At 35.2% G+C, this 21679-nt stretch carries 19 protein-coding genes and 2 pseudogenes; 13 read left to right on the top strand and 8 right to left on the bottom strand.

The genetic code is table 11. The annotated features are described in order from the left end of the window. The first annotated feature begins 141 nt into the window (after positions 1-141). The gene (locus tag BKO01S_RS16760; RefSeq protein WP_232311265.1) at positions 142-1860 is read left to right on the top strand and encodes a SulP family inorganic anion transporter; all 1719 of its coding nucleotides are present in this window, start codon (positions 142-144) and stop codon (positions 1858-1860) included. A gap of 175 nt (positions 1861-2035) precedes the next feature. Here BKO01S_RS16760 and BKO01S_RS16755 read toward each other — a convergent pair whose 3' ends face one another. From BKO01S_RS16755 to BKO01S_RS16745, 4 genes are all read right to left on the bottom strand, one after another. Beyond that, the gene (locus BKO01S_RS16755; protein WP_066056696.1) at positions 2036-2344 is read right to left on the bottom strand and encodes a hypothetical protein; all 309 of its coding nucleotides are present in this window, start codon (positions 2342-2344) and stop codon (positions 2036-2038) included. A gap of 113 nt (positions 2345-2457) precedes the next feature. Next, entirely contained in the window at positions 2458-2598 is a 141-nt protein-coding gene (locus tag BKO01S_RS25235; protein ID WP_369691005.1) for a hypothetical protein, read from the bottom strand. A gap of 106 nt (positions 2599-2704) precedes the next feature. Then, positions 2705-3415, bottom strand: coding sequence for a Gfo/Idh/MocA family protein (locus tag BKO01S_RS16750; RefSeq protein WP_369691004.1), 711 nt, complete (start codon positions 3413-3415; stop codon positions 2705-2707). 44 nt (positions 3416-3459) lie between these two features. Then, positions 3460-4470 carry a Gfo/Idh/MocA family oxidoreductase gene (locus BKO01S_RS16745; protein ID WP_066056693.1) on the bottom strand — a complete coding sequence of 337 codons (1011 nt, stop codon included), beginning with the start codon at positions 4468-4470 and terminating at the stop codon, positions 3460-3462. Between the two features lie 186 nt (positions 4471-4656). On the opposite strand from BKO01S_RS16745, the gene BKO01S_RS16740 reads away from it, so the two are divergent. Continuing rightward, positions 4657-5514 (top strand): MurR/RpiR family transcriptional regulator, encoded by an 858-nt coding sequence (locus tag BKO01S_RS16740; protein ID WP_066056690.1) that lies wholly within the window; start codon positions 4657-4659, stop codon positions 5512-5514. A gap of 76 nt (positions 5515-5590) precedes the next feature. On the opposite strand, the gene BKO01S_RS16735 is transcribed toward BKO01S_RS16740, so the two are convergent. Beyond that, entirely contained in the window at positions 5591-6427 is an 837-nt protein-coding gene (locus tag BKO01S_RS16735; RefSeq protein WP_066056687.1) for a Cof-type HAD-IIB family hydrolase, read from the bottom strand. Between the two features lie 839 nt (positions 6428-7266). Between BKO01S_RS16735 and BKO01S_RS24450 the strand changes: the two are divergent. Both BKO01S_RS24450 and pfkA read left to right on the top strand, forming a co-directional pair. After that, positions 7267-7470, top strand: a pseudogene (locus tag BKO01S_RS24450) (redoxin family protein); the annotation flags it as partial. Positions 7471-7668: 198 nt separating this feature from the next. Next, on the top strand, positions 7669-8628 hold the full coding sequence (gene pfkA / locus BKO01S_RS16730) for a 6-phosphofructokinase (RefSeq protein ID WP_066056685.1): 960 nt from the start codon (positions 7669-7671) through the stop codon (positions 8626-8628). A gap of 502 nt (positions 8629-9130) precedes the next feature. On the opposite strand, the pseudogene ribB reads toward pfkA, so the two are convergent. Further along, positions 9131-9727, bottom strand: a pseudogene (gene ribB, locus BKO01S_RS16725) (3,4-dihydroxy-2-butanone-4-phosphate synthase); the annotation flags it as partial. A 16-nt stretch (positions 9728-9743) separates the two neighbouring features. Continuing rightward, positions 9744-10778, bottom strand: a complete 1035-nt coding sequence (locus BKO01S_RS16720) for a LacI family DNA-binding transcriptional regulator (RefSeq protein ID WP_066056679.1) — start codon at positions 10776-10778, stop codon at positions 9744-9746. A 379-nt stretch (positions 10779-11157) separates the two neighbouring features. Here BKO01S_RS16720 and BKO01S_RS16715 point away from each other — a divergent pair, with 379 nt between their 5' ends. The 7 genes from BKO01S_RS16715 (at position 11158) to BKO01S_RS16690 (ending at position 18300) form a co-directional block, all read left to right on the top strand. After that, a complete protein-coding gene (locus tag BKO01S_RS16715; protein WP_066056676.1) occupies positions 11158-12594 on the top strand; it encodes an L-fucose/L-arabinose isomerase family protein in 1437 nt (478 codons plus the stop codon). Positions 12595-12611: 17 nt separating this feature from the next. Further along, positions 12612-13442: a transketolase gene (locus BKO01S_RS16710; protein WP_066056835.1), complete on the top strand. Its 831-nt coding sequence runs from the start codon at positions 12612-12614 to the stop codon at positions 13440-13442. Then, positions 13439-14404: a transketolase family protein gene (locus BKO01S_RS16705; protein WP_066056674.1), complete on the top strand. Its 966-nt coding sequence runs from the start codon at positions 13439-13441 to the stop codon at positions 14402-14404. Before BKO01S_RS16710 ends, BKO01S_RS16705 begins: the two co-directional genes overlap by 4 nt. A 12-nt stretch (positions 14405-14416) precedes the next feature. Further along, a complete protein-coding gene (gene glpK / locus BKO01S_RS16700; protein WP_066056671.1) occupies positions 14417-15907 on the top strand; it encodes a glycerol kinase GlpK in 1491 nt (496 codons plus the stop codon). 163 nt (positions 15908-16070) lie between these two features. Continuing rightward, complete coding sequence (locus BKO01S_RS25050) at positions 16071-16202, top strand: hypothetical protein (RefSeq protein ID WP_269748546.1); 132 nt, start codon at positions 16071-16073, stop codon at positions 16200-16202. Continuing rightward, positions 16178-16663, top strand: a complete 486-nt coding sequence (locus tag BKO01S_RS16695; protein ID WP_369691003.1) for a prolyl oligopeptidase family serine peptidase — start codon at positions 16178-16180, stop codon at positions 16661-16663. The genes BKO01S_RS25050 and BKO01S_RS16695 overlap by 25 nt, the downstream gene beginning before the upstream one ends. 98 nt (positions 16664-16761) lie before the next feature. Continuing rightward, the gene (locus tag BKO01S_RS16690) at positions 16762-18300 is read left to right on the top strand and encodes a DUF1593 domain-containing protein (RefSeq protein ID WP_066056666.1); all 1539 of its coding nucleotides are present in this window, start codon (positions 16762-16764) and stop codon (positions 18298-18300) included. A gap of 447 nt (positions 18301-18747) precedes the next feature. Here the strand turns inward: BKO01S_RS16690 and BKO01S_RS16685 are convergent, their stop codons facing one another. Next, positions 18748-19401 (bottom strand): trimeric intracellular cation channel family protein, encoded by a 654-nt coding sequence (locus BKO01S_RS16685; protein WP_066056663.1) that lies wholly within the window; start codon positions 19399-19401, stop codon positions 18748-18750. A 767-nt stretch (positions 19402-20168) separates the two neighbouring features. On the opposite strand from BKO01S_RS16685, the gene BKO01S_RS16680 reads away from it, so the two are divergent. Next, on the top strand, positions 20169-20993 hold the full coding sequence (locus tag BKO01S_RS16680) for an AraC family ligand binding domain-containing protein (protein WP_066056660.1): 825 nt from the start codon (positions 20169-20171) through the stop codon (positions 20991-20993). A 26-nt stretch (positions 20994-21019) separates the two neighbouring features. Next, positions 21020-21340, top strand: a complete 321-nt coding sequence (locus BKO01S_RS16675) for a DMT family transporter (RefSeq protein ID WP_066056658.1) — start codon at positions 21020-21022, stop codon at positions 21338-21340. Positions 21341-21679 lie beyond the last annotated feature (339 nt).

Here is a 21679-nt window from a genome sequence, read left to right as displayed (position 1 = left end):
ACTTTGCCTCCTTTCATTTACCTATTGAAAACGAAAAAGAGTGAATGGAAAGAAAATACCTATGCCGTGAGGGTGGTATAAGATATAAAATATATAATGAAGAAACGAGTGAGAATCATGGAATGAGAAGGAAAGATGTATATGAAATTAAAAAAATTTATGCCACTAAATAACATACAATACAATCGTGATATATTGTCAAAGGATTTAATTGCAGGAATTACACTTTTTGTTATGCTAGTTCCCCAAGGAATGGCGTATGCTATGTTGGCAGGGTTACCACCTGTAATGGGGTTATATGCATCAACATTGCCACTAGTTATTTATGCCCTGTTTGCATCTTCTAGACATCTTTCAGTTGGTCCAACTGCAATTACTTCCTTATTAGTGTTCTCTGGAATATCTACCGTTGGCCAACCAGGAACCTCAGAATATGTCACGTTTGTCATCTTATTAGCTCTAATGGTTGGATTATTTCAATTTTTATTCGGTGTTTTAAAACTAGGTTTTATTGTGAGATTTATCTCTCCTGCTGTTTTAGGCGGTTATACCTCGGCAGCGGCCATTATCATTGCATTGAGTCAATTGAAACATCTGATAGGGATTGATTTAGGCAATTACTTTCAAGTTCATTTGCTAGTTCATGATGTTATAAATAGAGTTGGTAGTTTACATGTGATTACTTTAGTAATTGGGATAATTAGTATTGCTTTGTTAATCATTCTAAAGAAGGTAAGTCCACGAGCTCCTGCAGCATTATTATTGATTCTCGTTTCTATAATTAGTGTTTATTCTCTAGGTTTAAACAAAGAAGGGGTAAAGATTGTTGGTATGGTTCCAAGTGGATTTCCGTCTCTTGTTTTCCCTAGTTTTACATTAATTACTGTTAAACAAATCATACTACCTGCACTAACTATCGCGTTACTTGGATTTATGGAGTCACTAGCAATAGGTAAATCGATTGCTGATAAAGAAAAATATAAAATAAATCCTAATCGGGAACTAAAAGCACTAGGACTAGCAAATATCTTCGGATCTTTTTTTCAAATATTGCCGATAAATGGGAGCTTCTCTAGAAGTGCTGTCAACCACCAAAGTGGTGGGGCTACTCAAATGGTTTCCATTTTTACAGGAATTCTGATTCTGATTACACTCCTATTTTTTACATCCTATTTTTATTACCTACCGAACGCAGTATTAGCTGCAATCATTATTGTTGCGGTTTATAAGCTAATTGATTTAAAGCAATTTAAAAAATTAATCAAAATTAAACCCGTCGATGGTTGGAGTTGGTTAGTTACATTTCTAGCTACGCTTCTTGTAGGTATCCAATGGGGAATCTTAATTGGTGCTACTTTTAGTTTCTACCAATTGTTAAGTAGAATGTTTAAATCAAGTATTATAGAAATTGGATACCTTGAAATGGAAAAAACGTTTCGGGATTTAAGAAGATTTCCTCAAGCTAAGACACTTGACGATGTAATTTTTTTAAGAATAGATTCTTCCCTACATTTTGCGAACATATTTTACCTTGAAGAGAAAATTAGACATTTACTATTCCAAAGGGCAAAGGTGAATTTGGTAATTTTAGATTTTTCAGGTGTTAATGATATGGATACAACTGCATGTAAATCGCTTGAAGAGTTCAAAGATCAACTAAAACAACAAAGTAATATCGAACTGTATTTTGTAGGAATGAAAGGTTCTGTAAGAGATACTGCTTATAGAGCTGGCTGGGGTACAAAATATAAAAAGGACATAGGTTATGTAACAATAGAAAAATTACTTGAAGACAAGAAGATATCATTTTCTTCTAATGACAAAGGTGAAACAGAAACACCTTTTATCTATATGATTTAAAATGTCATGTTTGTTGTGGAAAGAAACCCTCACTTTGAAGGGTTTTTCATTTTTCAACGTGAATCTGTCGAATTTCCTGATTTACTAAGCGCATCTGACTGGATTATTGAAGATGCAACAAAATCTTGATAAATACAATGCCCCAACTCTCCTGAGAAGGGGCCAATTTCTATTTTTATGATATTTCTGGAATGTGTTGGTTTTCTATTTCCTTTGTTGGATTGTACAGTTGTCCTATCATTTTACTTAAAGTACTAACATATTCTTCAACTTCAGGAGGGGTATATCCAACAGAATTCCATGCGGCTTCTCTTCCTCCATACATACCAACTGCTCTCTTTGAGCTTAGTATACGTTTTACTTCTCCATAGTGAAGATAAACTTCCCATAACCATTGATAGTGTTCTTCTGTGCTAATTCCAATCATTTTAAGGTTGGACCAATTATTATCGGTATCACCTATTTTATTTAGTTTATGGATCATAGTACGCCAGCTCCTTATGATTATGTCTTAATTCTTGACATATCATAGAGTGTTTATAACTGGAGAGTATAGATCCTAGACCAATATTCTAATTCAACGTACAATCAAATTTATTACCCTAACTCAATTCCTGCCGTAGCCAATGCTTCCTCTACAATTTCCATCACAATCTGGCTCTGTTCTAACATATGACTGGCTTTAGAGTAATCACTATCTTTAATCATTCTTGCAAACTCGCAAAATTCTTCAAACATTCTGTGTGGGTGCACTTTGTTATCAATCGTACGGCTTTCTTGGCCATATATATTTATCTCAAAAGAATCGCAAATGTTAGGTGGTCCATTTAATACAATAGAGCCTCTATCCCCTTGAATTAGAGTTCTTATAGGTGCTGTTGAATCTTTTGCGCCAATACAAACTACTTTGCAGGTAGGATAGTTTAATAAAAGAATTCCTGATGTTTGCCAGATAAGTTACTGAAATAGGTTTACCCAAAATCCCAACCACAAAGTGAATATTATATATATTTATGTCCATTAAAGCTCCTCCACCTGCTTTAGGATTAAAAGCTGGCAAGATTTCCCCTTTTTTGAAAGCATCATATCGAGATGAATATTGAGAATAATTACACTCTATAATTTTTAAATCACCTAGATTTTTAATAGATTCTTTAATGGATATGTAATTTGATAAATATTGTGTTGTGATCGCTTCAGTTAGTATGAGATTATTCCTTTTAGCAATATCTTTTAACTCAGTAAACTCAGAAAGTTTTATGGTAAACGGTTTTTCACAAATGACATTTTTTCCACTTAATAATGCCTCTTTTGCAAAAGAATAATGAAGATGATTTGGTAATCCAATATACACTGTATCAATATCGGGATCGTTTAAACACTCATCATATACTGTATATATTTTTCTAAGCCCATATTTGTTTTTCATTTTTTTCATTTTTGGTATACTCTGTTTTGTTCCAAAGATAGAAACTAAATCTGTATCTGGTAAATCTCTCACCATTGTTAAGAAATCTGTGACAATCTGGCCAGAACCTAGTATTGCAAGTTTCAAAGTGAACTACCTCTTTCTTTCTGCTAAATGGCAAACAATCATTTTTATTCTTTGATATGGTTCATTCCTTCTTCTAAAATTTCCATTTGCCTTATTGTTTCTTCATCCTTAACAATTTTTTCTTTTCCATGAATGATCGATTCATAAACTCCGTCGTAAATTCGCCCGTAGTCACCAACTTCGGAAATGACTTTCTCTTCATGATATTTTCCATCTTCATCTACAAAAGTTAAAACGCCATAGTGTTCTGGTAAATCAATCCCAAAATCCTTATTGGTTGGCATATAATATAGTTTCAAGTGTTCTTCTTGCCTATCTTTTGTCTGTTTAACAAAAATCCCTTTATTGCCATAAACGACAAAGCTAGGACGTTCTTTCAAACGGAAATAACTAGATTTAACAGAAACCTTTTTGGAATCATAAAAGAAATCCAAATCAAAATAGTCATTAAAATGTCCTTTTCCAAGAAGTTGTCTAACGTCATAAGTAATATGATTGGGATTACCAAAGAACGAGAGTACTTGATCGATTGTATGGCATCCGTGACCGTATAAATAGCTGTGTTCTCTAGAAAACTTTAGAGACTTTGGTACCTCAGGTCTGAAATAATCATAGTGCATTTCCACTTCTAAAATATCTCCTAATACGCCACTATTAATAACCTTTTGTACAGTTAGGAAATCTGAATCAAATCGGCGATTTTGATAGCATTGAATAAATAGATTGTTTTCTTTTGCATATGCAAATAACTCTTTTGCTTGATCAGAAGTTTGTGTAAATGGCTTTTCGACTAATACATGTTTGCCCTTTTCTAGTGCCAATTTAGCATATTCATAATGTTCTACTGGAGAACAAATGACGACCAATTGAATCTCTTCGTCCATCCAGATTTGATCGATATCATTAACATAATTCACTTCAGGAATTTTCCCCCAAACACTGTTGTTTCGTGGAGAGTATATGTTTTTTACTCGGATTTCTCCATTTTTTAATGAAAAAGGTAGGTGATAGCGGTTGGTACTTTTTCCATTTCCGATATAGGCAATCGTTAACATAAAAAACTCCTCCAATTTTCTTTGGTAGCTTGATTATATTTGAGATAGTAAGTATTGAGACCGCTTTTATAACAGATAGGACCTGATTTTCAACAATACTTAAAATTCGTTATACTAGAATGAACATAATGTTTAAACAACTAGTCATTTTATATGGTGCCGTAGCAATACAAATGGAGGGGAATAATGACCTTATTAAAGAAACTCGAACAGAAGCAAGGGTTCACTGATACTGAAAAAAGAATCGCTGATTTCATTTTAATGAACCAAGAGGATGTTCCGAATATGTATATCCAAGAGCTGGCAGAGAATACATTTACTTCCCACTCTGCAATCATTAGGCTCAGTCAGAAATTAGGATTCTCAGGTTATAGAAATTTTAAAGTAGCATTAATTCATGAAATTCAAAGTAATAAACATACTATTTCGCATGTGGACCCTAACTTTCCTTTTCTCCCAACTGATAGTTCTATCAACATTGCCAAAAAAATGGCTGATTTGACGATTGAAACTATTAGAAAAACAATGGGGAAATTGGATAAGGATCAGTTAAATAAAGCAGTAGAAATAATTAGAAATGCGAAACGAGTTTATTTATTTGGCAATGGGGATTCTCAGATCCGTGCTCGTAGCTTTCAAAACAAATTTATTAAAATTAACAAGCACTTAATCATCGCGGATGAATATGGAGAAACAACATGGAACACTTTAAGCATGGACGATTTGGACTGTGCAATTTTTATTAGTTATACGGGTAATTCAGCTTCTTACATAAAAATAATAAAATATCTAGCTTCAATGAAAATACCATCCATCATGTTAACCGGTAATTCTGAATCGATCATGTCTAGATTATGTAATCTGACCATTGAGGTCCCACATGATGAATATGACTTCTTCAAAGTAGGGACATTTTCTTCACAAATATCGTTTGAGTATATCCTAGATACACTTTTTTCAATTATTTATGCGAAAGAGTATACAAGTAACCTTAATAATCTTAAGAAAAAGGAAGAGGCCATAAAAAAATGGGAACTACTTTAAGTTTAATAGCGATATAAGAAAGAAACCGCCAGATTCAAATTGGCGGTTTTTGTAATGTGTATCAAAATGAACATTTTTAAATTAATCTATATTTTTTAAAACTATTATAGATACCATCTTCATCATGTGTATCAGTAACATCATTAGCTATATTTTTAACTGCTTCATTTGCATTTCCCATGGCGATTCCGTAGTGGACGAATTCAAGCATTTCTAAATCATTCCAGCTATCGCCATATCCAAAGGTATCCTCTTTTTTTATGTTTAAGTGATTAATGATCTTTTCAATACCTGTTGCCTTATTTACACCAAGAATGGATATTTCACCACAATTTTCTCCGAAAGCAGCTACTGTGCTAGGAATGACCGTGAATTTAGATGCGAATTCTTCTTTTATCCTCTCAAGGGGTAATTTTGATCCAAAAAAGGAAATCTTATTAATATCATCTCTAAGTAAGTCTTCACTCTCAATAATAGTATCGAAAATAGACTCAAATCCTTTTTCTATGTCTATCTTTGAATTAGGATCAGCTTTATGTAATTGTTCTAAAATGAAACGCATACGAGAGTTACCATTTTTACGAGTAAATATACCGATGTTTGATTCCAGATTAAACTCGATTCCATGTTGGTTAAAAAAGTCTACAACATGCTTTACATCCTCTTTTTTAACATTTACGTGTAATAACACCTCATGGTCCATTTCTATATACCCTCCGGCAGAACCAATAATCCCATCAAACCCAACTTCCAGTATATCAGGGGAAATTAGCGATTTTGGCCTTCCTGTACAAATAAAAACAAGGTGTCCGTTTTCTCTAGCCTTTTGTACGGCAAGTTTGGCTGATTCAGGGATTATAAGTTTATCGTTAACCAAAGTTCCATCGATGTCCAAAAAAATAGCCTTTTTCATCTTTTAAACCTTCCTATTCTTCATCCTGAAGACAAGTATATTTAGTATCACTTCTAATTTTTATAGAGTCAGATTATATCTATTTTATTTCCGTTCACTTGAATAGAAAATAGTTCGAGGTTTTATTGTAATGGATAACAACTAAAATTATGTGTTACCTAAATGAAACGCCTTGTTACATTCTTAGTTTGTTTCGTAGTTTTCTGTGAAATGTTGGATGTAATATTTCAAAATAATTAATACAGAATGGGGAAAAACTCATAAGAAAGGAGTGGGATAAAATGAGTAACATCAAAAACAATATGCCTATTGTCGAACTAACCGTAAACGAGTTCTCAAACATTTGGTCTTCCTATATCAAAACAGTATGAGTTAAGGCTTTTTGAGTACTTTTATGCAAGCACAGAAAATATTTAAATAAAACAAGTGGTAGAAAAGATGTTAAATCAATCTCAAGAAAATATTAGTGAACTGAATACTTTGAGTGCGTCAATTCTAACGTATTCGTTTGTAAAACCAAGAGGAATTGTAAGATTCTCTTTATTAAAAATAGTTATAAATATAGAAGTTAATCGAAATTAATCCGCTTATATCTGCTTCTTGAGCCCCTACTATAAACATTAACCGTAATTTCTCCGTTTATGAATTCCCTATACCTCCGTGAAAAAGTCAACAATGAATTCAATAGAGTCTTTTTTTTCAGATAACTTGTCTTTCTACAATATTTTCTAACTTGAATATCCTGGTTGTTGTATTCAGCATTGTATTTTGATAGTTTCCTTATATAATTGATAAAAAAAGGAGGAGTCATTGATGGCTTCAGTTACATTTATTAATTTGAACAAGTAAAAACATATTCAGACCATAAGGATCTTTCATTCGGGAAGGCATAAGGTATATATATGGAAGAATTTCTTCTATTAGCACGTTCGGTGTTTGTTATTGAAACAAAAGATAAAGTTACATATGTTGAGTATGTAAGTGAAGGAACCAACCGTCCAAACTATGAAGCAGCAGTTGATGCTGTGAAGGAATTATTATAAAGTAAGAGCCTCTTCCAAAAATGGAGAGGCTTTAATTATAATAAGTTGACAGCAACAAAGAAGAAAAATATATTAAATAATAAAATACTTGGTAGACAAATAGAAAGAAGTATTTTTGGTTTTTAATACTTAGAGATTATCTAAGTAGGAATGGAACTGAAACCGCTCTATAAATTACATAATGAAAGAAGGGGAATTATGAGAAGAATTGCTGTACTAACTAGCGGTGGGGATTCTCCTGGAATGAATGCTGCCATACGGGCGGTAGTTTTGAGAGGGATCGATAAGGGGTTAGAAGTATTCGGTGTTTACAATGGTTATGAGGGTCTGTTAGAAGGAAATATCGTTCCAATGAATCAAAAGTTTGTTGATGGAATCATACAGCGTGGGGGAACGATACTGCGTACATCAAGGAGTGAGCGATTTAAATTGGATGAATCGCAACATGAAGCAATACGAAATTTAAAGGAGCTAAATATTGATGGACTTGTTGTAATAGGTGGAGATGGATCTTTTCAAGGTGCGTTGAAATTATGTGAAAAGGGCCTACCTGTTGTGGGGATACCTGGAACCATAGATAATGATATAGCTGGTACAGATTATTCAATAGGTTTTAATACTGCAGTAAGTACTGCAATTGATGCAATTGATAAAATTCGAGATACCGCTTATTCTCACGAAAAAACCTCAATTGTGGAGGTTATGGGACGTGGTGCGGGGGACATTGCCTTATGGGCTGGACTTTGTTCGGAAGCAGAATCAATCATTATTCCGGAGGCATCTTACGATATTAAAGATGTCATTGCACGTATTCATACGGCAAGGAATCGTGGACAAAAGGATTGTATCGTCATTGTTGCAGAGGGTGTGTGTAGTGCTGAGGATATACAAAAAGAGTTACAAGACCACATACAACTAGATACAAGAGTCGTTGTACTAGGATTCTTACAACGTGGTGGGACACCTACTGCCTATGATCGGATGATTGGTAGTCAAATGGGGGCAAAAGCTGTGGATATCCTCCTGAGTGGGGATCATGGAAGTATGGTTAGCGTAAAGAATGGTAAAATCACTTATACCACTTTTGAACAAGCTGCGACAGAAATACACGAAATTGATATGTCATTGTATGATTTAGCACTTAGTTTATCCATGTAGTAAATTAGAATAAAAGAATAAAAAAACGAAAGGCAAACTCGAAGGAGTGTGAGTTTGCCTACTTACTTGTTGCATTAGGGGCTGCTACAGTTGCAACTCTACCTATAGTGTACTTTCCTCAAATACAGCTGTAGTCGGATTAGGGTTTATTCTGATATTAGATTTGTTTATTTAGTAGTAAAAGAGATTGTAGAATCATGAAACCTTATCAAATATCAAAATTTCCAACGGAACGGTGCTCAGGAAGCATCGTTTTTTCTAAATGAGAGGAATTTACGGTCTATAACTGAACCAATATCACAGATAAATATCTTTTCCGCTGTGAAAAGGAAAAATGGTGAATATAAAAAAAGCCCAGTGGTTTTTGTCAAAGGGCTGTTGGTATTTACTCTTTTGATGTTATTGCTTCTCTCTTATCTCTTATCTGTCTACTTAAACAGAAAGTTAACTTATACAATATTTCTTACTTGGCTTAAAGGAGAGGTTAGTAGCTGGAGTTATTTTCCTTTAGAAATGTAACTAAATCCTTAATTGTGATTATTTTTAACTTGTGAGTAATTGAAAATTCTTTTAAATCTGTTAACCGTGCCATTTCTCCATTATCTTTAATTACTTCACAAATAACTGCAGCCGGAAAACTTCCAGCTAGTTTTGCTAGGTCAACCCCTGCTTCAGTATGTCCCGGTCTTTCTAGAACACCTCCATCGACTGCTATTAGGGGAAACATATGTCCTGGTTTTCTAAAATCACTAGGTAAAGATTCAGGATTTGCTATTGCACGAACGGTATCTGCTCTTTCAAAAGCTGAAATTCCTGTTTTATAAGAAATGTGATCCATGGAAACAGTAAATGCGGTCTTTAAACTTTCCGTATTCTCAGAAACCATGATTTGAAATCCCAATTGCTCTGCCCTTTCTCTTGTAATTGGACAGCACACCAATCCACGGCCATATTGAATCATAAAATTTATTGTCTCAGCTGTAATATTTTCAGCTAGAGCTAAAAAATCACCTTCATTTTCCCTCTTTTCAACATCCATTACAATGACGATTTTTCCCTTTTTTAGATCTTCAATGGCATCCAATATCGAGCTCAGTATAACAATTTTACCCTTACTATTTATTTTCTGAACATGAATTTCTTTCAATTAGTTCCGTATCTACTAGTACTTTAACTTTATCAAAGTCGTTATTTTCAATCTGTCGGATTAGTATTTCAACTGCTAGAAGTGCGATTCGATCTTTCTTAACACGGATAGTTGTTAATTCAGGAGTAATCACTTGTGATTCAAAAATGTCATCAAAACCAATGACTGAAATTTCATCTGGTACTTTAATACCCAATTCGGTAAGTGATTTAATGACGCTAATTGCCATATAATCAGCTTCGCAAAATAAAGCAGTTGGCAGTTGGTTCATATTATTTCGTACTTTCTCAATAAAAATATCTTGAGATGAAATAGTTGTTGGAGAGATGGAAAAACAATTTTTTTCATTAATAGTAAGGTTTTTTTCTGTTAGTGCTTGAATAAACCCTTTTTTCCTCATATCAAAGTTATACATCCTGATATTTGATTGAACATAACCAATATCATGATGTCCATGTTCCATTAAATACATTGCTGCCTGATAAGCGCCATGTATATTGTTCATCACAACAAAGTTAACATCTAGTGTTTCAAAGCAAGTATCTAAAACAACTAAATTAGGTTGAATACCTGAGATAACTCTGATTTGCTCAGAAGTTAAATTGGTACCCAATAACAATATACCAGCAGACTTCTGCTCTTTTTCCAATCTAGATATTTCATCCTCAAATGTTTCTATATTTATAGAGGAAACCATTAAGGAATAACCACTAGATCCAATTTCAGTATCAATACTTTTGATTAGCTCCATGAAAAAGGGAAGAGATTCAAATTGTTCCGTGACGATCCCTGAATTTGTCACAGCAACGAGTCTCAGTAGTTTAGTATTCATTTGGTAAACCTGATCAGCCTTAATAATAGGTCGGGGAATGTAGCCATAATCCTCGGCAATTTTTAAAATTTTATTACGAGTTTTTTCACTTACTCCGTTTTTCCCGTTTAGTGCTAATGAGACGGCTGATTTTGATACATTCGCTAGTTTAGCGATATCATCTATTTTCAAAAAAATGCACCTTCCTAGAAGTGTAAAGTTGTTGTTTATATTGAATATAAACGAATTATATCATACTTTTATTTTGTTTAGTTAATAATTAGTTTTTGTTTAGTTATTTTTTATATAAAACCTATTGAATCTTTGTTCTTATATGTAATCTCAGTCCATTTTATGTCTTGTTTTTTGATTTTTTATATAAATTTTATATAAAAATATATAATTATAACTAAATAAATTTATAAAAAAGTTGACTAGTAATCTAGCGGTTGATAATATTACATCAAGGAAATACCCTTAATGAACAACATGTAAGCGGTTTTAACTGTATAACTAAATAGTTTAGCTAAATAAAACAAACTAATTTAGTAATTTACATCGGAGGTTAGTTATGGGAAAAATTAAACTTGGATTTGCTCCAACTCGGAGATTTGTATTTAGTAAGGAAGACGCACTAAAATTTAAAAATTTAATTAGAGAAAAAGTGGAAAGTTTTGGACTTGAAATGGAAATTATCGATTTAGAAGAAATAAATGAAGAAGGATTATTGCACGATCGTTCTCAGGAATCATTGATTATCAAAAAATTTAGAGATGCTGAAGTAGATGCTTTGTTTTTCCCTCATTGTAACTTTGGAACAGAAGACATTGTGGCACGTGTAGCCAAAGCTATTGGTAAGCCAGTTTTACTTTGGGGACCACGGGATGAAGCTCCTTTAGAAAATGGGATGCGCCTTCGTGATACGCAATGTGGACTTTTTGCAACGGGTAAAGTACTAAGGAGGTTTAACGTCAAGTTTACATATATAACGAACTGCGGCGTTGATAGTCCTGTTTTTGAAAGAGGTTTTAAGAATTTTATCGCAGCAGCCAATGTTGTAAAGCAATTTACCAATCTACGAATCTTGCAAATATCTACAAGACCATCTGATTTTTGGTCCGTTATCTGTAATGAAGGTGAATTGTTGGAGACATTCGGAATCCAGATTCATCCGATCACTCTTGAAGAGTTGAAGAAAGAAACTTTGAAAATCGAAAAGATAGACAGCCAAGAGTTAGAGGAGGCTATGAACTATATTAAGGAAAAGCTCGACTGGAGCGGAGTAACTGAACAGGATGTTCGAAGAATCGCATCCTTGAAAGTTGCTATGAAACAACTAGCTGCGGATACAGGAAGTACAGCGATTGCGATTCAGTGTTGGTCAACCTTACAAGAAATTATTGGTATCATGCCTTGTTTAGCCAATGCGATTCTAACAGACGAACAAATCCCTGTGACGTGTGAAACAGACATCCATGGTGCGATTACATCCATTATGGTTCAAGCAGCAACTTTAAATACAAAACCAACATTTTTCGCAGATATCACTGTGCGTCATCCGGAAAATCCAAATGGTGAGTTATTATTCCACTGTGGTAATTTCCCTGTATCGTTAAGTGTGGAAGAAAAGCCAAAGCTAAATAAACACTTCTTATTTGACGACCATTCACCAGGAACACATGAAGGTGAAATTAAGGGTGGGGATATGACAATTGCACGCTTTGACGGAGACCATGGAGAGTATTCCATCTTCCTTGGAAAAGCAAAGGGAATTGAAGGGCCATTTACTAGAGGTTCATATGTATGGGTCGAAGTAAATGATTGGCCTTTATGGGAAGAAAAGTTAGTGAAAGGACCGTATATTCACCACTCAGTAGGTGTTCATGCTGATGTTATCCCAGCTCTATTTGAGGCATGCGAATATATTCCTGGTTTGAAGCCTGATCCAGTAGATCCAACCGAAAGTGAAATTAAAGCATGGCTTCGTGGGAGTGACCTTAATAAATAAGCTGGAGGGAATTGATGATGAATAATATTGAGTTTCTAAAACAAAAAGCAACCGAAATTCGAATGGAACTTTTAAAGATGATTTATGAGGCGGGTACGGGGCATACAGGCGGCTCTCTATCAAATACCGATATTTTAACAGTTCTTTATTATCATATTATGAAGGTTGATCCAAACAATCCTAAATGGGAAGACCGAGATCGTTATGTTCAAAGTAAGGGGCATGCCGTTGAGTCCTATTGGGCCATCCTGGCAGATAAAGGTTTCTTCCCGAAAGAGGAATTAAAAACATTTTCTCAGTTTAATACTAGATTAATTGGTCATCCAAACAATAAAGTACCAGGTGTGGAAATGAATACAGGGGCTTTGGGACATGGGCTTCCAATCTCTGTTGGAATGGCCTTGGCTGCCAAGAAGGACGGAAAACCGTACCGAGTGTATACCTTAATGGGAGACGGTGAACAGGCGGAAGGTTCTGTTTGGGAAGGAGCCATGGCTGCCGCACATTACAAGCTTGATAACTTAATAGCTATCATTGATCGTAACGGTTTGCAAATTACAGGAAGTACGGAAGATGTTATGTCCCTTGAACCGTTCGGAGAAAAGTGGAGAGCTTTCGGCTGGGAAGTTATAGAAGTAGATGGAAATAACATAGAACAGTTAGTACATGTTTTGGAGGGAACTCCAAAAGTGGTTGGAAAACCAACCTTAATTATTGCCAATACAGTCAAGGGCAAGGGAATATCCTTTGCAGAAAATGTTGCAAAATGGCATCATCACGTACCTAGTAAAGAGGAATATGAACTGGCAATGAAAGAACTTTCAAAGCAGCTGGAGGTGCTACAATGAGTAATGTTGCTCTAAAAGGTGCAAAACGAAATAAGATCGCCAATCGTCAAGTGATCAGTGAGGTTTTATTAGACTTAGCTAAAGAAAATAAAGATATTTTAGTCTTAACTAGCGATTCTAGAGGGTCCGCATCCCTTGCGAATTTTGGTAAAGAATTACCGGATCAAATCGTAGAGGTAGGAATTGCAGAACAAAACCTTGTTGGGGTTGCGGCAGGCTTGGCGGCTTCGGGTAAAAAACCATTTGTTGCGTCTCCAGCTTGTTTCTTAAGTATGAGAAGTATTGAACAAATTAAAGTAGATGTGGCGTATTCCAATACGAATGTTAAGTTAATCGGTATAAGTGGCGGTATTAGCTACGGAGCGCTAGGAATGTCTCATCATTCTCTACAAGATCTTGCAGTAACTCGTGCTATTCCTGGTTTGGATGTCATGATGCCTGCTGACCGTCACGAAGCAAAAAAAATGATTGAAGCATTGGTTGAATATAATCGACCGGTTTATCTACGAATTGGCCGAAATCCAGTAGAAGATTCATATGTATCAGAAGATTACGAGTTTCAAATCGGTAAAGCAGTTACAATGATGCCAGGAAACGATATTACCATTATTGCAGCTGGGGAGACAGTTAGATTGGCATTAGACTCCGCTATAGCTCTAAAGATGGAATGCATCAATTGTAGAGTTCTCAATATGCATACAATTAAGCCGTTAGATAATGAAGCCATCCTAAAAGCGGCTCGAGAAACAGGGAAAATCATCACTATTGAAGAGCATAGTGTTTACGGAGGATTAGGTTCAGCGGTAGCAGAAGTTGTTTCGCAAAATCACCCGGTTCCTGTTAAGATTCTGGGGCTTCCAGACGAGCCAGCTGTTGCTGGGAAAACCGCTGAAGTTTTTGAGTACTATGGTTTGAGTGTGAAAAATGTTAAGGATATCGCCATGCAAATGGTTGGTAAATGATGAGGTAATCATATGGGAAAAGAAAATCATATCCTTGCAATTGACCAGAGTACATCAGGAACAAAAGTGTTACTAGTAAATGAAAGAGGACAAATTATTCACAAATGTTCTAAAAGTCATAAGCAATATTATCCGCAAACAGGCTGGGTAGAACATGATCCGATTGAAATCTATGAAAATGTAAAAAAACTAATAATAGAACTGGTTCAAACATCTAGCATTTCTCAAGTAGAATTAGCAGTTTTAGCTATTACCAATCAAAGGGAGACGGTAGTCGTTTGGGATAAGGAAACAGGAGTCCCTGTATATAATGCAATCGTTTGGCAATGCCGAAGAACTTCTGATATCTGCAAAGAGCTAAAAGAACAGGGATACGAAGAGATGATACAATTCAAAACGGGCTTAAAGGCGGATCCTTACTTTTCTGCATCTAAAATTAAATGGATTTTGGATCATGTGGATGGTGTCAAAGACAGAGCTAAAGAAGGGAAACTATTGCTAGGAACGATTGATAGTTGGCTCATTTGGAAATTAACATGTGGTAAGGTACATGCAACTGATTATTCAAATGCAAGCAGGACCCTGCTCTTTAACATTGATACACTTCAATGGGATGATGATTTGTTGGATCTATTTGATATACCAAGATCCATGCTTCCTAGTATAAAAGATTCGAATAAGATATTTGGTTTGACGGAAGATCAAGGTCTTCCGTTCACAGCACTACCTATATCAGGTGTAATCGGTGATTCTCAAGGTGCATTATTTGGACAAAAATGTTTTGAAGCGGGAATGGCAAAAGCCACATATGGTACAGGTACTTCTGTTATGATGCACACCGGAGAATTAGTAAGAGGTTCAAAGGGTTTAGTAACATCCGTTGCCTGGGGGCTAAATGGTAAAGTGGAATATGCACTAGAAGGAATTATTAATAGTACCGGTGATGTAATTAAATGGCTAAAAGATCAGCTCGAATTAATCAATGGAATAGATGAGGTTGAGGAATTAGCAAGCTCTATAACTGATAATAAAGGTGTTTACCTTGTTCCTGCATTTGTGGGCTTAGGAGCTCCTTATTGGAATCCGTATACACGTGCTGCAATTTTGGGTATGAGTAGAGCTACAGGAAAGGCACACATAGTACGGGCTGCGTTAGAAAGTATTGCTTATCAGGTTAAGGATGTTATTGAGTTGATGCAATCCGAATCCAATATTCCAATAATAACCTTAAAGGTAGATGGAGGAGGAACCAACAACTGTTTCTTGATGCAATACCAAGCAGATATGTTAAATATCAATGTAAACGCTTCAAGAGTACCGGAATTATCTTCAATGGGTTCGGTTTACCTAGCTGGATTAGGAATTGGAGTTTGGGAATCAATAGACGAAATTAATAAACTAAATCAAGAACATCAAGTATATCAACCTTTAATGACTAAGAATGAGAGAGATAAGTATTATCGAGGATGGAAGCAGTCGGTTGATTATGTTTTGGTTAAGTAATTTATCTGGTATACTCTAAAACCTTCTAAGATTTTTGTTGAACTTTAAATAGGAAGAATAGTAGAAAGTGTTGAAGAAACATAAGCTTCTCAACTCATGAGTCACGTATGAAACTATTAATCATCCAAAGCTACTTTAAAGCGATGAATAGGAGAGAATTTAGATGTTATGTGAGAAGATTACATTAAACGAAACTGCTTTCATGGAAACTTATTTACTTAATAATTCGAAAGAATATAATGTTGGAAAGAAAAGACCTTTAGTGATCGTTTGCCCGGGTGGGATCCATGGTTAACTGAACAATTACATACTACGAAGGAGAAATTAAAGGTAAATTTGGCGATCCCATGTTATCCTTCTGTGTCAGCAAATCGGTTTGATGAAGATGAATTAGGGTTTGCAGCATCGTTAATTAATCAGCCAAATACAGCAAATGAAAGATTCTTTGGAGTTAAAAATCCTGCAGATGATGATGTTGAGAAGTATAATATTTTAAATTATATTGATGAAGAAACACCACCGATGTTTATATGGCATACATTTGAAGATGTCCTTGTTGATGTATCGAATTCTTTAACGCTTGCTGTAAAGTTAAGAGAGAAGAATGTCCCGTTTGAACTACATGTGTTTGAAAAAGGAATGCATGGTTTAGCGTTGTGTGATCGAACAACAGCTAGAGACGAAAACCATTATAACTTTCATGTCATTCATTGGTTTAAGTTGTGTGAAGAATGGCTTTCATCTTATGTTGATTGAAATGATAAAGAAGGCCCCTGTTGAGGTGAGGCATAAATAAACGAGTGTCCCGCTTCACATAACATGGATTTATATTAAAAATTAGGAGGAATGATAATATGGTCAGGGATAAAAAATTGCGTACTGTTGTCATGTTCGATCCAGAACTTGATGATTCAAATACTTTGGTTCGATATCTGCTCTATAGCAATCAGTTTGATACAGAAGGACTGATCTATACAAGTAGCAGTCTACATTGGAAAGGGGATGGCAAGGGTACGCTGTTCTATGGAGAGTCGGAACACTCTCAATTTGGAATTGGTCCGATTACTAACTGGCGATGGGATGAAGAAACGCGTTTTATGGAGGAAGCTGTCGACATTTATGCAAAAGTATATCCAAATCTTTTGGTTCATGCTGAAGGTTATCCTCACCCAGATGAGTTGCGCTCTCGAATTCTTCATGGCAACGTAGAGTTTCCAGGAGACATTTCCAAGGATAGCCCAGGTTCTGATCTCGTAAAGAACCTGATCCTTGATAATAAGCCTGGTCCATTATATCTATTAACAGGGGCTGGACAATCAACAATCGGAAGGGCTCTAAAATCAATTGAAGAGGAATATAAAAACAGCGATCAATGGAAAGAGATTTATGAAAAAGTTTCTAAGAAAGTCATCATCCAGTCGTTCGGAGACCAAGATGGCATCTATGAAAGCTATATTGGCATAAACTGGTCTGAAATAGAATTCCGTGAAATGGCTACAAAAATATGGGGATATCCAGCACGCAAAGTTGTTCAACCTGAAGACCGCCATTATCTTTCCGCTGCTTGGACGAGGGAGAATGTATCTGTAATTGGACCGTTCGGAGAGTTCTATCGAGTCTGGGGAGACGGAAAACTAATGCATAAGAATGATTTTACTGATTTCTTCGGTTTTGCAGGATTGGATGGAGAGCAACTAAAGAAACTTGGTTACTGGCCTTGGTATGCTAACTTTTTTGGCAGGTTGGAAGAACCCGGTTCCTGGATCTCGGAAGGCGACACATCCATGTTTATGAATCTATTGGATAACGGTCTAGATGCCCATATGGATGCCAGCTATGGTGGCTGGGGTGGTCGAAATGGAAAAGACTTTGATCCAAATGGTGTTGCTTCGAAAGAGTTTTCTTCAGCACGTTGGTTCGGAGCTGCTCAACGAGACTTTGCAGCAAGATTAAAGTGGACGATTACACCGGAGTATGCTTCTGCAAATCATAGTCCTGTAGTTAAGGTTATTGGTTTAGATAATACAATTGTAAAACCTGGGCAAACAATTACTCTAAAGGCAATCGTTAAGGATCCAGATGGAGATCATCTCACAGGTCGCTGGTGGCAATATGAGGAAGCTGGTACTTATCCGGGTACGATAGAACTGGTTACCATAAGCGAAGAGGAAAACACTAAGCCAGAGTATAATACCTATCCTTTTAATGTTCCTTCACCGGGAACAATTGATATGGCAGAGTTGATAAAAGATGAGATTGAGGTAACGAGTCAGTTTACTGTTCCTACAGATGCTGTCAATGGACAAACACTGCATTTTATCCTTGAAGCCTCGGATAATGCTGACCAACCATTGACTTCATATCAAAGGGTAGTATTGACTGTGGCCAGGTAGAATCTCCAGAGACATAGTAAATGCGTTTTTTGATATAATTATAAATTACTGTTAAAAAGCTTGATCTATTACTGATGAATTAATTGAAAGAAAGCTAGAATAGCGGAGGGATAGATGCTCAATCCCTCCAGATGTAAGTCGTGGGAAAGCTAAAAGGTGTGTTTAATCAACAAAATATAATAACGCTTTTTTAATAGTTCTTGGAAAGCCTACACGAGTTATTGGAATACAAAGTCAAGTAGTTATTTAGTACAGTAAAGTGAACCATTGTACAAACTAAAATTATTTTACTCTTAAAAGTGGAAGATGTAATTGCAAAGGTTCAATCCATGTTCAAAAGGTACGATTCACAAGCAGTAAGGCGTGTCTTCATCACAAAAGGAAAAGGGAAAACTAGACCTTTGGGACTTCACAAGAAGTCCTTTTCATTTACCTGAAAAATCAACATTATTGTTTAACAGAGCCTTTACTTAAAAGCGAATTTCTCTTTCTCATTCGTATGACAGGTCTTGGTATCTTCCAATTCAACATCATTGAAACCATCCTTAACAACACGATTCCAATGAATAATAGGGTAGAGGGAAAAGGCGGTAAGGCTCCACTTATGGAAATTATGATACCAGTTAAGATAGCCCAAAGAGCATACAATTCATACTTGAATACAAATGGTTGTCTCTTTGCTAGTAAATCTCTGATAATTCCTCCACCTACACCGGTTAACAACGAAGACACAATAACTGCACTAGTCGGTAACCCGGTATTTTTTGCTATCATGCCTCCTTGAATAGCGAAGGCTGCCAAACCTATAGCATCTATTAAACCATAGAAGAATACCCAGTGTTTTGACTGAATTAGTTTATCTATAGGTACGAAATAAATAACCGTAATAATTATGAAAGAAAGTAAGAATAATGGTTGTTGGTTCCAGAATGTACTTGCAGGGACTCCGATAATAAGATTTCGTAACAATCCACCACCAAAAGCTGCAACAAAACCCATGGCGTAAAAGCCAATTAAATCATATTCTTCTTCTGAAGCAGCAACCGCTCCACTAATAACAAATGCAATTGTTCCTATAATGTTAAATAAATGCCAATCCATGTTTACATACACCTTTTTCTTTACTATTTCATATTGCTAATCTGAAAAAATATTTTTTTGTAAAGTGGTTCTTTTGATATGTTCATTTACTTCCTCTTACTATACTCTTAAGTCTGACTTAATAAATAGTAACAAAAAAGACGACATTCGTGTCGTCTAATTAATAAATATTGCATTTTTGATGGTTATTATTCTTCGAATTTCAAAAACTTCTGAGCTTCGTTAGTCTTATTTCTTTACGATAACACTATCCACGTTTTTTTGAAACAATTGAAATAACTTTATTGATTAGATCATACGTAAGGGATGTAGTATATGGAGCATAGGGGGCTTGAACCCCTGACCTCTACGCTGCCAGAGGAAAAACTATTGAACAACTGAGTAAAATAAGTTCAATTAAAAACAATTAAGTCTGGTATATCAAGGTTTTTAGCATGTTGTTAGTCAATCTAGATCAATTAAAATCAATTAAAAAAAATAAGTCTGTGCACACTTTTGTGCACACATTGTGTACACGGATTGAGAGTTTTTTTGTTAATTCCTATTTACTTAACGACATTTGCAGAACTTCTATTAACACTAATCGGCTTTTATAAACACCATGTATCACACCAATTGATGCAGCTGTAGAAAAGGGGAATAGGGGAGTGTCGATGTTTTGCTTAATGGCCTCCCAATCTAAAACTCCATTTAGTCAATATCATACAAGAAGCTCTAATATAAATATGCTAAGCTATTTATCAGAAGACCGAAAGGAGTTTCTTTACATGAAACAGGAAGAGAGAGAAGTTTGCTTTGATTATGATTTGCAAATCGAGGCATATCGTTTTCATGGAATTATGCAAAAATTCCCAAACCATTTTCATGAATATTACGTCATTGGCTTTATCGAGAGCGGACAAAGAAAATTGTCATGTAAGAATAAAAATTATGTCATTAATAGTGGTGATCTTATTTTCTTTAACCCGTTTGATAATCATGCGTGTGAGCAAATTGATAATAAAACATTAGATTATCGATGCTTGAATATAAAACCAGATATAATGCGAAAAGTGGTAAAAGAGATTACCGGTAGAGACTATCTTCCTTACTTTACTAATCCTGTTGCATTTCACAGTGAACATGCTCAACTGTTGCAGCATCTCCACCATATGATATTGGATAAATTATCAGATTTTAATAAAGAAGAAACGTTTTATTTCTTAATGGAACAAATAATTGAAGAGTATTGTGAAATAGCTAAAGACATTAAATTGGATAAAATTGAGCAAAAAGTCGCAAAGGTTTGTGAGTTTATAGAAATGCGTTATTCAGAGCCTATTTCTCTTGATGATTTAGTGAAAATTTGCGATATGAATAAATACACATTGTTACGCTCATTTGCACGTATACGCGGTATTACTCCCTATCGTTACTTACAAACAGTTCGTATTAATGAAGCTAAGAAGCTATTAGGGCTAGGGGTGAAACCATTGGAAGTGGCTATGCAGACTGGTTTTGTGGATCAAAGTCACTTTAGTAATTATTTTATGGACTTCATCGGATTAACTCCCGGACAATACCGGAATATTTACATAGATGATATTAAATAAGCTGGTTTTAGTGGAAAGGAAAGAGAATGGATAGCAAAATGAACATGGGGCAACGCTTTGCCCATCCAGTCTACTTGTTTAATATGATTTACTTAGGACTAGGTGCATCTGCACTTTGCTTTGTAACATGGAATTTTGCCATTAAAAAATTAGGGGCTATTAAAGCAAGTATCTATATCTATCTTGTTCCTGTTATTACAGTCATTACTGCTATGATTGTGTTGCACGAACCTTTAACTTGGATGGCAACTTTCGGGACATTTCTTACCTTAACAGGCCTTTTCCTTTCTGAAACCAAAATCATTACTAAGAAAAATCGGAAACTAGTAAATAGTCTATCAAAATAATAATAGGGTATTGGGAGTGTTCCTAAGTGATTTGATTGATCGGTAAAGGTAAAGTGAATTCTCTTAAGTAATGGCCAAGAACTTCTACTAAAGAAGAGTTATTTGTGAACAAATGTACTTAAATTATAGGTGGCTTTTGTTGAATAAAAAAAGGATAGATAAGTTCAGGTTTTCTTACTCCTGATCATCTATCCTTTTCATCTATGTGTTATTTATTTTTTGACTCAGCTTAAGTTATATTCTGTTTAACTATTCGCTTTTTGTACATCAGTTGCCCTCATGTAACCTTTTAACGCTACTTGTTGATTTAATAGAAGACGCCTCAACCTATTGGTATCA

Origin of the sequence: Robertmurraya korlensis NBRC 107688 (assembly GCF_001591645.1) — a bacterium.
In the GTDB taxonomy this organism is placed as follows: Bacteria; Bacillota; Bacilli; order Bacillales; family Cytobacillaceae; genus Robertmurraya_A.
This window is presented reverse-complemented; position numbering and strand designations above follow the sequence as displayed.

What these genes read in the sequence shown, in the direction of transcription:
- BKO01S_RS16760 (WP_232311265.1), top strand. Translation starts at nt 142, where the DNA reads ATGAAATTAAAAAAATTTATGCCACTAAATAACATACAATACAATCGT.
- BKO01S_RS16755 (WP_066056696.1), bottom strand. Translation starts at nt 2,344, where the DNA reads ATGATCCATAAACTAAATAAAATAGGTGATACCGATAATAATTGGTCC.
- BKO01S_RS25235 (WP_369691005.1), bottom strand. Translation starts at nt 2,598, where the DNA reads ATGTTTGAAGAATTTTGCGAGTTTGCAAGAATGATTAAAGATAGTGAT.
- BKO01S_RS16745 (WP_066056693.1), bottom strand. Translation starts at nt 4,470, where the DNA reads ATGTTAACGATTGCCTATATCGGAAATGGAAAAAGTACCAACCGCTAT.
- BKO01S_RS16740 (WP_066056690.1), top strand. Translation starts at nt 4,657, where the DNA reads ATGACCTTATTAAAGAAACTCGAACAGAAGCAAGGGTTCACTGATACT.
- BKO01S_RS16735 (WP_066056687.1), bottom strand. Translation starts at nt 6,427, where the DNA reads ATGAAAAAGGCTATTTTTTTGGACATCGATGGAACTTTGGTTAACGAT.
- pfkA (WP_066056685.1), top strand. Translation starts at nt 7,669, where the DNA reads ATGAGAAGAATTGCTGTACTAACTAGCGGTGGGGATTCTCCTGGAATG.
- BKO01S_RS16715 (WP_066056676.1), top strand. Translation starts at nt 11,158, where the DNA reads ATGGGAAAAATTAAACTTGGATTTGCTCCAACTCGGAGATTTGTATTT.
- BKO01S_RS16710 (WP_066056835.1), top strand. Translation starts at nt 12,612, where the DNA reads ATGAATAATATTGAGTTTCTAAAACAAAAAGCAACCGAAATTCGAATG.
- BKO01S_RS16705 (WP_066056674.1), top strand. Translation starts at nt 13,439, where the DNA reads ATGAGTAATGTTGCTCTAAAAGGTGCAAAACGAAATAAGATCGCCAAT.
- glpK (WP_066056671.1), top strand. Translation starts at nt 14,417, where the DNA reads ATGGGAAAAGAAAATCATATCCTTGCAATTGACCAGAGTACATCAGGA.
- BKO01S_RS25050 (WP_269748546.1), top strand. Translation starts at nt 16,071, where the DNA reads ATGTTATGTGAGAAGATTACATTAAACGAAACTGCTTTCATGGAAACT.
- BKO01S_RS16690 (WP_066056666.1), top strand. Translation starts at nt 16,762, where the DNA reads ATGGTCAGGGATAAAAAATTGCGTACTGTTGTCATGTTCGATCCAGAA.
- BKO01S_RS16685 (WP_066056663.1), bottom strand. Translation starts at nt 19,401, where the DNA reads ATGGATTGGCATTTATTTAACATTATAGGAACAATTGCATTTGTTATT.
- BKO01S_RS16680 (WP_066056660.1), top strand. Translation starts at nt 20,169, where the DNA reads ATGAAACAGGAAGAGAGAGAAGTTTGCTTTGATTATGATTTGCAAATC.
- BKO01S_RS16675 (WP_066056658.1), top strand. Translation starts at nt 21,020, where the DNA reads ATGGATAGCAAAATGAACATGGGGCAACGCTTTGCCCATCCAGTCTAC.